At 75.9% G+C, this 13,453-nt stretch carries 5 protein-coding genes and 1 pseudogene; 2 read left to right on the top strand and 4 right to left on the bottom strand.

The window, feature by feature from the left end; genetic code table 11:
* Window positions 1–10: 10 nt before the first annotated feature.
* On the bottom strand, window positions 11–1,687 hold the full coding sequence (locus ACOBQU_RS20390; RefSeq protein ID WP_423628758.1) for an ATP-binding SpoIIE family protein phosphatase: 1,677 nt from the start codon (window positions 1,685–1,687) through the stop codon (window positions 11–13).
* A 248-nt stretch (window positions 1,688–1,935) separates the two neighbouring features.
* On the bottom strand, window positions 1,936–3,291 hold the full coding sequence (locus ACOBQU_RS20385; RefSeq protein ID WP_423628757.1) for an NAD(P)/FAD-dependent oxidoreductase: 1,356 nt from the start codon (window positions 3,289–3,291) through the stop codon (window positions 1,936–1,938).
* Between the two features lie 385 nt (window positions 3,292–3,676).
* On the opposite strand from ACOBQU_RS20385, the gene ACOBQU_RS20380 reads away from it, so the two are divergent.
* Both ACOBQU_RS20380 and ACOBQU_RS20375 read left to right on the top strand, forming a co-directional pair.
* Entirely contained in the window at window positions 3,677–4,486 is an 810-nt protein-coding gene (locus tag ACOBQU_RS20380; RefSeq protein WP_423628756.1) for a TetR/AcrR family transcriptional regulator, read from the top strand.
* 439 nt (window positions 4,487–4,925) lie between these two features.
* Window positions 4,926–7,024, top strand: a pseudogene (locus tag ACOBQU_RS20375) (sigma-70 family RNA polymerase sigma factor).
* A 212-nt stretch (window positions 7,025–7,236) separates the two neighbouring features.
* Here ACOBQU_RS20375 and ACOBQU_RS20370 read toward each other — a convergent pair.
* Together ACOBQU_RS20370 and ACOBQU_RS20365 are read right to left on the bottom strand one after the other, a co-directional pair.
* A complete protein-coding gene (locus ACOBQU_RS20370) occupies window positions 7,237–10,530 on the bottom strand; it encodes an AfsR/SARP family transcriptional regulator (protein ID WP_423628755.1) in 3,294 nt (1,097 codons plus the stop codon).
* Window positions 10,531–10,609: 79 nt separating this feature from the next.
* Complete coding sequence (locus ACOBQU_RS20365) at window positions 10,610–12,715, bottom strand: asparagine synthase-related protein (protein WP_423628754.1); 2,106 nt, start codon at window positions 12,713–12,715, stop codon at window positions 10,610–10,612.
* Window positions 12,716–13,453: the final 738 nt, after the last annotated feature.

Below are 13,453 nucleotides of genomic sequence, written 5' to 3'. Positions count from 1 at the left end.
CCCCGTTCGCTCACGCGCGCGGCAGGGCGAACTCGCACCAGACGGCCTTGCCGCCGCCGGGCGTGCGGCGCGAGCCCCAGTTCGAGGCGATCGTGGCGACGATGGCGATGCCCCGGCCCGCCTCGTCCGCGGGCTCGGCGCGGCGGCGCCGCGGCAGGTGGTCGTCGCCGTCCGTCACCTCGATGATCAGGCGGCGGTCGGTGCGGCGCAGCCGCAGGCGCATCGGCGGCGTGCCGTGCTGGAGGGAGTTGGCGACCAGCTCGCTGGCGGCGAGGACGCCCAGGTCGTGCAGGTCCGGCGGGAAGCGCCAGCTGGTGAGGACGCCGCTGGCGAAGGCGCGTGCCCGCGGGGCGGCCTCCACACCGCCGAGCAGTTCCAGGGCGGCGTTGCGGAACACCTCCGCGTCCGTGCCCGTGCGGGCGGGCTGCTGGAGGACCAGGACGGCCACGTCGTCGTCGTGGTCGGCTGTCACTCCGAGGGCGCGGATGAGGCGGTCGCAGACCACCTGGGGCGTGCCGGTGGCGCCGCCCAGGGCGCGCTCCAGGGCGGCGACGCCCTCGTCGATGTCCTCGCTGCGCCGCTCCACCAGGCCGTCCGTGTAGAGCACGGCGGTGGAGCCGGGGCCGAGCGGGACGGAGCCGGAGGCGTGCAGCCAGCCGCCGGTGCCCAGCGGCGGGCCCGTGGGTTCCTCGGCGCGGTGGATCGTGCCGTTCTCGTCGCGCACCAGGATCGGCAGGTGGCCCGCGGAGGCGTACGTCAGGCTGCCCTCGTTCGGGTCGTGGACGGCGTACACGCACGTGGCGATCTGGCTGGCGTCGATCTCCGCGGCGAGGCCGTCCAGGAGCTGGAGGACCTCGTGCGGCGGCAGGTCGAGCCGGGCGTAGGCGCGCACGGCGGTGCGGAGCTGGCCCATGACGGCGGCGGCGCGCACCCCGCGCCCCATGACGTCGCCGATGACGAGGGCGGTGCGGCCGCCGCCGAGGGTGATCACGTCGTACCAGTCGCCGCCGACGGCGGTCTCCGTGCCGCCCGGCTGGTACGTGGCGGCGATGCGCAGGTCGTCGGGCTGCTCCAACTCCTGGGGCAGGAGGGAGCGTTGCAGCGTCACGGCGGTCTCGCGCTGGGTGCGCTCGCTGGCGCGCAGGCGCTCGGCGGCCTCCGCGTGGTCGGTGACGTCGGCGGCGAAGACGAGGACGCCCGCTCCGGAGTCGGCGCCGGGGCCGCCCAGGGGCAGCGCGACGGGCGTGCAGGTGAACGTGTACGACCGGCCGCCGGGGGCCTTGCGGGACTTGACGGTGCGGGGCCTGGAGCTGCGCAGGACCTGGTCGAGGAGCGGCAGCAGGCCGACCTCCGCCAGCTCGGGCAGCGCCTCGCGCGCGGGCGCGCCCATGGGGCGGGTGCCGAACGCCGTGGTGTAGGCGTCGTTGACGTAGGTGACGCGGTGGTCGGGGCCGTGCACCAGGGCGACGAGGGCGGGGACGCTGTCGAGGACCTCGCGGGCGGGCAGGGCGTCGACGCCTCTGGCGCCGCCGCCGTCGTCGTCCCCGGGGTCCTGCGCCGTCTGCTCGGCGCGGGCCGCGGGGACGGAGCCCTCGCCCCGCTGTGCCGGGGAGCCGCCGGTCTCGGTGCGCGCCGCGGCGCGGCGCTGTGTTCCGGGGAGCCGGGCGCTCCAGCGCGTGAAGTTCACTGCGGTAGGCCTCGTGGGTCGCTTCTGGATCGGGCGGGGGTGCGGCCGGGGGTCCGGCCCGTGACTCGGCGGCGTGCGGCGCCGCCTCCCGGGAAGGCGCAGCGTCACGGCGTGCGGCGGGCCTGTCGCTGTCCCGCGCCCGCTCATGGTCACACGTCCAGTCTGGCCGACCGGACTGACATCCGTCAGACGCCGGTCCTGTTCGGGGAGTTCCTGCCGCCGCCGGTGAGGACTCTTTCAGGACGCCATCAGGACCCCTTCGGGCGCTCGCCTCCGGCCGCGAGTTCGAACTCCGCGCGCGGATGTTCCAGCGACCCCAGGGAGACGATCTCGCGTTTGAACAGTCCGGACAGGGTCCATTCGGCGAGCACGCGGGACTTGCGGTTGACGGTCGGCACCCTGCTGAGGTGGTAGACGCGGTGCATGAACCAGGCAGGGTAGCCCTTCAGCTTGCGGCCGTAGACGTGTGCGACGCCCTTGTGCAGGCCGAGGGACGCCACGGAGCCCACGTACTTGTGCCGGTACTCCTGGAGGGGCCGCTTCCGCAGGGAGGCGGCGATGTTGTCGCCGAGGAGCCGGGCCTGGCGCACGGCGTGCTGGGCGTTGGGCGCGCACTCCTTGCCGGGCTCTTCGGAGGTGACGTCGGGGACGGCGGCCGCGTCTCCGGCTCCCCACGCGTGGGGGGCGCCCTCGACGGTGAGGTGGGCGGTGCAGGTGAGGCGGCCGCGGTCGTTGCGCGGCAGGTCGGTGGCGGCGAGCAGGGGGTGCGGTTTGACGCCCGCGGTCCACACGACGGTGCGGGTGGGGAAGCGGGCGCCGTCGCTGAGGACGGCGACGCGGTCCTCGCAGGAGTCGAGGCGGGTCTCCAGGCGTACGTCGATGTTGCGGCGGCGCAGCTCGCGGACGGTGTACCGGCCCATCTCCTCGCCGACCTCGGGCAGGATCCGGCCGGAGGCCTCGACGAGGATCCACTTCATGTCCTCGGCCGTGACGTTGTGGTAGTAGCGCGCGGCGTAGCGGGCCATGTCCTCCAGCTCGCCGAGCGCCTCCACGCCCGCGTATCCGCCTCCTACGAAGACGAAGGTGAGGGCGGCGTCGCGGACGGCGGGGTCGCGGGTGGAGGAGGCGATGTCCATCTGCTCGATGACGTGGTTGCGCAGGCCGATGGCTTCCTCGACGGTCTTGAAGCCGATGCCGTGGTCGGCGAGTCCGGGGACCGGCAGGGTGCGGGAGACGGAGCCGGGGGCCAGGACCAGTTCGTCGTACCTGAGGGAGAGGGGGCCGGTGCCCTCCTCCTCGGTGGCGAGGGTGGTGTAGGACGCGGTGCGCTTGGCGTGGTCGACGGACCGGACCTCGCCGACGACGACGCGGCACTTGTCGAGGACGCGGCGCAGCGGCACGACGACGTGGCGCGGGGAGATCGACCCGGCCGCCGCTTCGGGCAGGAACGGCTGGTACGTCATGTACGGATCGGGGGAGATCACGACGATCTCCGCCGTGCCGCGCCTCAGCTCCGGCTTGAGTTTCCGCTGGAGCCGCAGCGCGGTGTACATCCCGACGTAGCCACCGCCGACAACGAGAATGCGCACAGGTTCCGTCACCATCCCATGACGCACCCGCACTTCGTGTTTGTCCACAGGCTCAGCAATTTGTATGACAGGAAGCGACCGGCGGCACAGGCGGCTCCGCTTCCCCGACCGGGTGGAATGTGCGCAGGTCAGAGGGGGGAGGTGGGGGCGTAGTGACGGGTGCAATCAGGTCGGAACCGGTGCGTACTCCGATCGGGGGGCACCCCGTGCGGAACCCGCCTCTTCTGAATTGACCCTGGCTCAACTATGTTCGTGTGACGTCGGGGTGTAGGGGGATGCGCTCAGCGGATCCGGCTTGTCGGATTTGCCGGTTTCGCTCGACGGGCTCGCTCCCCACACGCCCGTACTTCGATGGCGGGGAGTGTCTCCGGGGGGAGACGTCATTACCGGGGGAACACATATGCACATTCAGGACTCTCACTGGACTTCCGCGACCGCGCAGGCGACCACGGTCGCCGCGGGCGGGACCGGACGCGACACGGGGGACGGAGGGCGAACAACACCGCTGCGCGTGGACGCGCAGCGAAATCTTGAGCACGTCCTGCGCGCGGCACGCGAAGTGTTCGGGGAACTGGGGTACGGGGCGCCGATGGAGGACGTGGCCCGCCGGGCCCGCGTCGGCGTCGGCACGGTCTACCGCCGCTTCCCCAGCAAGGACGTACTGGTACGGCGCATAGCCGAGGAGGAGACCTCCCGGCTCACCGAGCAGGCCCGCGCGGCGCTCGGACAGGAGGACGAGCCGTGGTCGGCGCTCTCGCGCTTCCTGCGGACGTCCGTGGCCTCGGGCGCCGGGCGGCTGCTGCCGCCGCAGGTGCTGCGCGTCAGCGTGGACGAGGCGGCCGAGGCCGCCGAGGCCAGCGAGGCCGCCGAGGCGGTCGACGGCATCGGGGCCGCCGACGCCGTGGAGCACGGGGCCCGGGTGCCGCAGCAGCGGCAGGTGCCCACGCCCGAGCTGCGGCTGGTCGAGCAGCGGCCCGCACCGGCCGAGGAGAGCGACGACGCGGGCGCCGCGGCGCTGCTCGACGTCGTCGGCCGCCTGGTCGAGCGGGCCCGGACGGCGGGCGAGCTGCGCGCCGACGTGACCGTCTCGGACGTGCTGCTCGTCATCGCCACGGCGGCACCCTCGCTGCCGGACGCGGCGCAGCAGGCGGCGGCCTCGTCGCGGCTCCTGGACATCCTGCTCGAAGGGCTGCGGTCGCGGCCCGCGTAGCGGTTCGCCGGGAGCCTCGCGCAACGGCTCACCGGGGTTCTCCGGGGTTTGCCCAAGGTTCTCCGGGGTTCTCCGGGGTTCTCCGGGGGACGCGCCTCGCGGTCTCCGGGGGACGCACGCGACGGTCCTCCAGGGGGCACGCGTGACCGTTCCCCGGGGGGCGCGGGTAACGGTTCTCCGGGGGGGCGCGGGTAACGGTTCTCCGGGAGTCGCGTCGGCGCGGATTCCGGGCCCGGACCGTCGCGCAACCTCGCGGAATGCTCAACTCCCCTTTTCTTCACGGGAGTTGAGCATTCCCCGCGGGGATGAACACTAGTGCTTGATTCCGGGAACTCGCCCCGGACGGGTGGTTGCTTGTCGGCGCTATTCGGCGGAGCGCGACCGTGTGGCACTCTTTCCCGGTGTCCGGGTCAGAGCGTGCGTGCGGGGGCTTTCCGCGATGAGTGTTGACGGGCGGGACGAACCCAGCTCCACCGGTGGTGAGTCGGGCGGACCGCCCCCTCGGCAGGTGCCGAACCAAGGCGGGCCCGGCAAGGGCGGCAAGAGCGCCACCGGCTCCTCAGGCGTGCCCGCGCAGTCCGGACCGCCCGAGCCGTCCGAGCCGCCCGCCCAGCCCGTCCAGCCCGTCCAGGCCCCTCAGGAAGCGGCGCCCGACCCCAGCGTGCCGCCGCAGCGCGAGGGCGGCTCGCTGGGGTCGGGCGCCGACGGCTCCCTGGCCAGCGCCCTGCTCGGCGAGGTGCCGCCGTCCGACGCCGACCTCATCGAGCGGATGCGCGCCGGTGACGACACGGCGTACGAGGAGCTGTACCGCAGGCACGCGGAGGCCGTCCGCCGCTACGCCCGCACCTGCTGCCGCGACGCGCACACAGCGGACGACCTCACGGCCGAGGTGTTCGCCCGCATGCTGGGCGCCGTGCGCTCCGGCTCCGGGCCCGAGCACGCGGTGCGCGCCTACCTGCTGACCACCGTGCGCCGCGTCGCCGCCGGGTGGACCAAGTCGGCCAAGCGGGAGCAGCTGGTCGACGACTTCGCGGTGTTCGCCGCGCAGGCCGCCCGCGGCTCCGAGGTCACCGGCGACACGGCGCCCGACGGCTCCTTCGGAGCGGGCCTCGACCTCGGCGCCGACGTGCGCGCCATGCACGAGGCCGAGCAGTCGCTGGCCATGCAGGCCTTCCGCAGCCTGCCCGAGCGCTGGCAGGCCGTGCTGTGGCACACCGAGGTCGAGGACGAGTCGCCGAGCGAGGTCGCCACGCTCTTCGGCCTCGACGCCAACGGCACCCGCGTCCTCGCCAGCCGCGCCCGCGAGGGCCTCAAGCAGGCCTACCTCCAGGCCCACGTCAGCGCCACCCTCACCGAGAGCGAGGAGTGCGCCCGCTACGCCGACCGGCTCGGCGCCTACGCCCGCGGCGGGCTGCGCACCCGCGCCGAGCGCGGCCTGCGCAAGCACCTGGAGGAGTGCGCCAAGTGCCGCCTGGCCGCGGGCCAGATCAAGGAAGTCGCCAGCGGCATCCCCGCGGTCGTGCCGGTCGCCGTCATCGGCTGGTTCGGTGCCGCCGGGTACGGCAAGGTGGCCGCGCTCATCGGCGGCGGCGCCGCGGGCGCGGGCGCGGCGGGAGCCGCGAGCGCCGCGGCGGGCGGCGGCGGCTCGGCCGGGAGCGCCGGAGCCGGGGGCGCCGCCTCCGAAGGCCTCGGCGCGCCCGCGAAGATCGGCATCGCGGCGGGCGTGGTCGTCGCCGCGGGCATCGGCCTCGCCCTCGCGCTCACCGGCGGCGACGACAAGAAGCCGCAGGCCCGGCCGACCGCCAGCGCGAGCCAGCCGCCGCAGCCGCCCTCCCTCGCGCCCGTCGAGCCCCGCAAGCCCTCCCCAAGCCGCCCGCGCCGAAGCCGCCCGCCCCGGCGCCGCCCGCGGCCAAGCCGCAGCCCAAGCCCACGCCGAAGCCGAAGCCGAAGCCGCCCGCGGCCAAGCCCAAGCCGCCGCCCGAGCCCCGGCCGAAGCCGCCCGCCCCGAAGCCCACGCCACCGCCCAAGCCCAAGCCCACGCCGCCCCGGCCGACCCCCAGGCCCCCGGAGCCGCCGCGGCCGAGCCCCACGCCGCCGCCCGCGCCCCGGGACTTCCCGTGGAACCGGCTGGAGTACGGCCTCACCGGCGACGGCACCAAGCCCGAGATGCGGCTCGGCGAGAGCAGCTGGGTCTGGCAGCGCTGGGGACTCTCCATCGGGGACAAGCCGTACGAGCACGGGGTGACCGTCCACGGACGCTCCTCGGTCACCATCGACCTCAACCGCGAGTGCACCGCCTACGAAGCGCTCGTCGGGGTCGACGACATGACGCTCGGCCTGGGGAAGGTGCGGTTCTCCGTGTACGGGGACGGGGTGCGGCTGTGGCGCTCGCCGCTGATCTCCGGCGGGGACCCGGCCGTGCCCATGCGGGTCGGGCTGACCGGGCGCAAGACGATCCGCCTCGTCGTCGAGCCGCACACGCCGTTCGACGGGGTGACGCTGGCGGACTGGGCCCAGTCCCGGTTCCGGTGCGTGTAGCCGCTCGTACGGGTGCGACGCCCGAGGGTCGCGCGGGTGGCCGTTGGCGCGGGTGCGCCGCTGGCCGTGCGCACGGATGCACGGGCAAGCCGGTCCCGCGCGTACGGATGCGACGCCCGCAGGTCGCGCCGGTGGCCGTTGGCGCAGGTGCCACAGGCCGCCGTTGGCGCGGGTGTGCGGTCGAGGGGCCGTGAGGGACCCGGCGGCCGGGCTCAGGGTCCGGGCGGCGGCGTCAGCAGGGCCAGCGCCTCCGTAGGGGACAGCTGGGCCTGCCGGGTCTGCCGCGCGTACGCACGCGGGCCCAGCGCGGCGCGCGCCTCGCGCTCCGCCCGGTCCGCCTTGGCCCGCGCCGGGTGGGGCCGCTCCAGGCCCCCGCGCCAGGCCGTCGCCACGGCGAGCAGCCGGGCCGCGCGGGCGTGGTCGCCGAGGCGGGCGAACAGCAGCGCCGCCTCGTCGAGCAGGGACGCCGTGACGGCCTCCGAGCAGCGCGTGCGCAGCGCCTGGCGCAGCGTGTCGGCGAGCCGCGCGATCCCGGCGGCGGGGCCCGACTCGGCGGCGACGACCAGGGCGTCCACCCGGCCCACGGCCGCGGCGAACTGCGGCGGCAGCGTGCCGTTGCGCCCCTCCGCGCGGGCCGCGTCGCACGCCTCGCGGGCCCGTGCGGCGTCCCCGTCGTCGAGGGCCATCTCGGCGTGCAGCAGCCGGATGAAGGCCCGGGAGTCCGCCACCCCGTACCGCTCGGACTCGACGCTCGCCTCGTCCAGGGCCTTCGCGGCCAGCTCCCGGTCGCCCTCGCGGTAGGCGATCTCGGCGAGGCGGGCCAGCAGGAACGGCGCCTCCGCGTACGCCCCCACCTCGTGGGCGAGCCGCAGCGCGTCCTCGTACCGTGCGCGGGCCTCCTGGTGGTGGCAGCGCACCATCGCCGCCTCGCCCGCCGCGCTGGATACCTGCGCGCGCAGCCAGCGGTCGCCCACGCGGGTGCTCAGCTCGCGCAGTTCGGCCAGGTCGTCGTCGACACCGGCGAGGTGGCCGGGCTGGTCGATGGCGGTGTGCACCCGGAACATCAGCGTGATCGCCACCTCCCAGTCGCCGCCGAAGCGACGGCACTGGGCGACGGCCTGGTCCAGGTGCGGCAAGTGCGCTCCGGGGCTGCCGTCCACGAAGAGCAGCGTGAACGGCCAGACGAGCCCCGGGAAGCGGCCGCTGGCGGGCACGGGCCGCGCGAAGACGTCCCGGACGCGCGCGATGTACTCCCCGTCCCGGCCGTCGACCTGGACGTCCGACGGGCGGGACTCCACCGTCATGAACAGGTGCAGCATCCGCAGGGACATCCGCGGCCAGTACAGCGGGTGCTCCTCGTCAGCGAGGACGGCGTCAAGGCCCAGGGCGCCCGCGGCGAACGCCGACCCCGTGGCCGTGTCCGTGGGGCCCTCGGGGAGCGGCATCGCGAGGACGCGGGCGACCCAGTCCAGGCCCTCGGCGCGGTAGTTGCGCAGCCACCAGAACCAGCCCATGCCGAGGGCGAGCGCGACGGCGCACTCCTCGTCGCCGCGCTCGATGGCGCGCTGGAGCGCCGCGCGGAAGTTGTCCAGCTCGGTCTCCAGGCGGCGGATCCACGGAAGCTGCTCCCGGGAGCGCAGCAGCGGCTCGGCGCGCTCCACGAGCGCGCGCACATACGCCCCGTGGCGGCGCTCGGCGGCGGCGCGCGGGCCCGGCGTCTCGGCGGCGCGCTCGGACGCGTACTCGTGGATGGTCTCCAGCATGCGGTAGCGCATGCCGTCGTCTTCGGGGGCGGGGGTGGCGACGACGAGGGACTTGTCCACGAGGGCGCCGACGACGTCCGCGGCGGGCCCGGTGCACACGGCCTCGGCGGCCTCCAGGTCCCAGCCGCCCGCGAAGACCGACACTTCGCGCAGCACGGTGCGCTCGGCCTCGTCTAGGAGGTCCCAGGACCAGTCGACGACGGCCCGCAGGGTCTGCTGGCGGGGCAGGGCCGTGCGCGAGCCGCTGGTCAGCAGGCGGAAGCGGTCGTCGAGGCGGTCGGCGATCTGCCGGGGCGTGAGCAGCCGCAGGCGGGCGGCGGCCAGCTCGATGGCCAGGGGCAGGCCGTCGAGGCGGCGGCAGATCTCGTCGACGGCGGCGGCGTCCCGCGCGGCGTCGAACCCGGGGCGGACCGCCGCGGCCCGCTCGGCGAACAGGCGGTGCGCCGGGTCCGGCGGCAGCGGCTCCACCGGGCGCACCGACTCCCCCGGCACGCCCAGGGGCTCCCGGCTGGTGGCGAGGACGGTGAGGCCCGGGCAGCGCGTGAGGAGGGTCTCGGCCAGCTCGGCGGCGGCGCCGATGACGTGCTCGCAGTTGTCAAGGATCAGGAGCAGGCTGCGCTGGGCGCAGTACTCGACCAGGAGGGTGACCGGGTCCTCCTGGTGGGCCGTCAGCTCACTGGTCATCAGCACGGTCTCGCGCAGGCCGAGCGCGCTGACGACGGCGCCGGGGACCGCCTCGGGCCGGTCGAGCGGGGCCAGCTCGGCCAGCCACGCGCTCGGATGCCCGGCGGCGGCTTCCTCGGCGAGGCGGGTCTTGCCGGAGCCGCCCGGTCCGGTGAGCGTGACGAGGCGGGCTCTTCTCATGTCCGAACGGATGGCGTCGAGTTCGGGTTCCCGCCCGACGAACGACGTCAGCCGGGGCCGCAGATTGCCCTGGCGCGCGCCTTGGCGCGCACCTTGGCGCGCGCCTTGGCCGCGCGGGTCGCGGGCGCCGGAGCGCGGGCCGCCGCCCTGGGCGTCCCGGTCCGGGGCGGCCAGCAGTTCCCCGTGCAGCGCCCGCAGTTCGGGGCCGGGGTCCGCGCCGAGGCCCTCGGCCAGGGCGCGGCGCGTCTCCTCGTACGCCGCGAGGGCGTCCGCGCCGCGGCCCGCGTCCCGCAGGGCGCGGATGAGCAGGGCGCGCAGCGCCTCGTCGTAGGGCTGGGCCGCGGTCAGCTCGCGCAGCTCCGGTACGACGTCCGGGGCGCGGCCGAGCAGCAGGTCCGCCTCGATCCGCGCGCGGGTCGCCTCCGCGCGCCGGGCCTCCGGGCGGGTGGCGGCCGTGCGGTCGGGCAGGTCGGCGAGCGCCGGTCCGCGCCACAGGGCCAGGGCCTCGCGCAGGGTGCGGGCGGCCGTCTCCGGGTCGCCGCGGTCGAGGGCGGCGGTGCCTTCGCGGGCCAGGCGCTCGAAGCGGTGCAGGTCGACGTCGTCGGGGGTGGCGGTGAGGCGGTAGCCGCCGGGTTCCGAGGCGATGGCGTCCTTGCCGAGGGCTCGGCGGAGGCGGCCCACGAGGGCCTGGAGGGCGGCGGGGGCGTCCGCGGGCGGGGCGTCCGGCCAGATCTCGTCGATGAGGGCGGCCACGGGGGTGGTGCGGCCGGGGTGGACGGCGAGCGCGGTCAGGAGGGCGCGCAGGCGGGCGCCGCCCACCTGGAGGGGTGCTCCCCGCTCGTCGTACGCCTGTGTGGCGCCCAGCACTCGATACCGCACGGGTTCATTCTGACGGGTGACGCGGGGCGCCGCGGAGAGCCGAGGGCGGCGGGCAGGCGGATGGTCCCGTCCGCGGGGGCTAGCGCGGGAGGGAGTGCGGGGTGCGGCCCGCGCCCAGGGTGCCCTGCTGGGGGACCACCGTCCCCGTGGGCACCGCCCGCTGCCGGGCGGGCGTCCCCGTCCAGCAGGTGCCGCGCCGCGACAGCAGCCGCCGCAGCCACACCTCTACGGAGACGAGGTCGGCGAGCCCGTCGAGCGGCACCTGCTCCCCCGCGGCGGCGGCCCGCAGCGCCTTGCGGACGACGCGCGCCTCGACGAGCCCCGCCTGGGCGAGCAGAGGGGTGTCGAAGAGCCCCACCAGACCGTCGACGGCGACGCGCAGCCCGGTGCGGGCGGCGGCAGCGGACGAGGCGTGGGAGGGGGCGCCCCAGCCGGGCGGCAGCTCGGTGACCCCGGCGCCTTCGAGGACGGAGCGCAGGATCTCCGCGCGGGCCCCGGGGCGCACCCGCAGGGACTCGGGCAGGGCGCGGCAGGCGCGCACCACCTGGTTGTCGAGGAACGGCGCGTGCAGCCGCTGGGAGCGGACCTCGGCGGCCTGTTCGAGGATGCGGAGGTCCGCGGCGTGCCGGTGGAGCGCCGCCCGGGCGCGGAACTCCCCGGGGCGCTGCCCGGGTCCCGGACCGGGGCGGGTCGTCGTCTCCTGAAGGCGAACCGATACTTCAGCGAGCGCCTCCCCGGTGAGCCAGCGCGCGGCGGGTCCGGGTCTGGCCCAGGCGAGGGCGGCGAGGGAGGCGCCGACGGCCCCGCCGGGCTCTTCGAAGCGGCGGTGCAGCAGCCGGTCGGCGAGGGACTCGACGCCCGCGCGGTGCGTGGTGCGGGCCAGGCGCCGCGCGGCGCCGTACACGCGGGCGGGCACCAGGACGGACCCCTCGGCCTTCGCGAGCGCGGTCACCGGCCGCACCAGGTGGCGCCGCTTGCGGTCCATCAACAGGTCGGCGAGGCGCGCGGGGTGGGCGTCGAGCACCTGCCGTGCGCCGTACCCGGTGAAGTGGTCGGCGCTGCCCGAGGCGAGGCGGGCGCGGTGGCGCTGGGCGGCGGCGAGCACGCCGCTCGGCTCGTCGGTGAGCGGCACGTCCAGGTCGGCGTACGGCAGCGCCTCCTCGCCCGCGGCGACGACGACGTGGTGCAGGCGCGGGTTGGCGGCGATGGCGCCCGCGCGCTCCATCTCGGTCTCCCGGCCCCCGGTGGCGAGGTCGTTGAAGGTGACGGCGAGGAGCCGCTCGCCCGCGCCGGTGCCGTGCCCGAGGACGGTGCCGGGCACTCCGGGGAGTCCGGCCGCCAGGAGGGCGAGGGTGCTCGACGCGGGCCCTCCGGAGAGGTCGGCGCCGATGCCGGGCACCGGCATGCCGCGGGCGGCGCGCCGCTCGGCGGGCCCCATTCCGGGGACGGGGCCGGGGTCGATGTCCGGCACGTGCCGCGGCGCCCTGAGGCGGGCGCGCACGGCCTCCACGAGGGCGTCGCGGACGCCGTCCAGGGCACCGGCCTCGTCCACGGGGGGCGCGGCGACGGCGAGGGAGGCGACGGGTTCGTACCCGGCGATCTCGCGGGCGCCCGCGCGCAGGACGAGGGCGTGCCCCGGAGGGACGCGGCACACTCCTTGGTACGGCGTCGAGTCCTGGAGGGCCTCGGGGACGTCGGGGGCGGCGAGGAGCGCCGCGAGGTGCCCGATGTCCAGGTCGGCCTCGATGAGGTCGGCGAGCGGCAGGGCGGCGGTGGCGTAGGCGGTGCCGCCCGCCCAAGGGGTGTAGAACACGGGCCGGGCGCCCGCGAGGTCCCCGGCGATCATGACGCGGCGGCCGACCTGGACGACCGCCGTGTAGCTGCCGGGCCAGGCCGTGAGGTGGCGCAGGGCGCCGCCGCGGGCGGCGAACAGGCTGACCCTCAGCTCCTCGTCGCTGGCGCCGCAGGTGCCGAGCACGGCGATGCGGGTCTGCTCGTCGGCCTCGACCGTGCGCACCTCGTCCGGGCGCCAGTCGCCGACCGCCCACAGGGGGTCGGGGTCGCCCCACAGGAGCTGGGATCCCACGGGGTGCACGGTCTCGCCGTCGTCGCCGGTGGCCCCTGCCGTGCCGAGGGCGGCTGAGGGCCTCGTGGTGGTACTGCTCCACCCCACCAACCACCGCATCGCCGCCTCCACAGGCTGTGGACCACCAGTGCACCTCATGAGCGAGGGCTCAGTACACCCGTATCACCCAGGGACTGGGGACCCATGCTGCCACGAAGGAGGCGCGCGAGAGGGACTGCGACGGCGCTCTCAAGGGCGCGAACACGCCCGCGAAGATCGGTCGTTGAGGCGGCAACGACATCAACAAGGGGACGTAGAAGGGCTGGCGAGCGCTAAGGAGGGGGCGATTTTCGGTCAAAGTGAGCGTGGCCGAACACGCCGCACGGCGGCTCGGCGGCCCCGTACGGCGCGCCTACAGCCCGGGAGGCGGTTGGGCGCCTCCCGGACCGCTCCGCCGCCCGCGGGGATGGAGGCGGCGGTGTCCCCCAGCCCACTGACTCCAGCGCAGCGGGCCGACCCACGCAGCACCCATGGAAACGCCCCCGGGGTGGCCGCAGAAGAGCGCACGCACGGGCGCACGGCACCACAACGGGAGCACGCCCGGGGGCCGCCGCACCTCCGTACGCACAACAATCTCGCCATACGGAACTGTGCCTCTTAACGCTTGGGATTCGCCGAACTACGCTGGGTGTGCTGATGTTTTCGCGGAGGCATATACCTGGGGGCTCGGCCAGCTGCTCTTGCGGCCGGGGAATCCGGGCCACGGCGCGCGACACGCCGAGGGACCGGTCCCCCGTCGACGCCCCCGGGGAACGCAGCACGAATGCCGCGCGGTCGAGCCACTGCCCGGCAGCCGTC

Origin of the sequence: Streptomyces sp. G45 (assembly GCF_049542095.1) — a bacterium.
Classification (GTDB): domain Bacteria; phylum Actinomycetota; class Actinomycetes; order Streptomycetales; family Streptomycetaceae; genus Streptomyces.
Note: the sequence above shows the minus strand (reverse complement) of the source record. Positions and strands in the feature narration are given on the sequence as shown.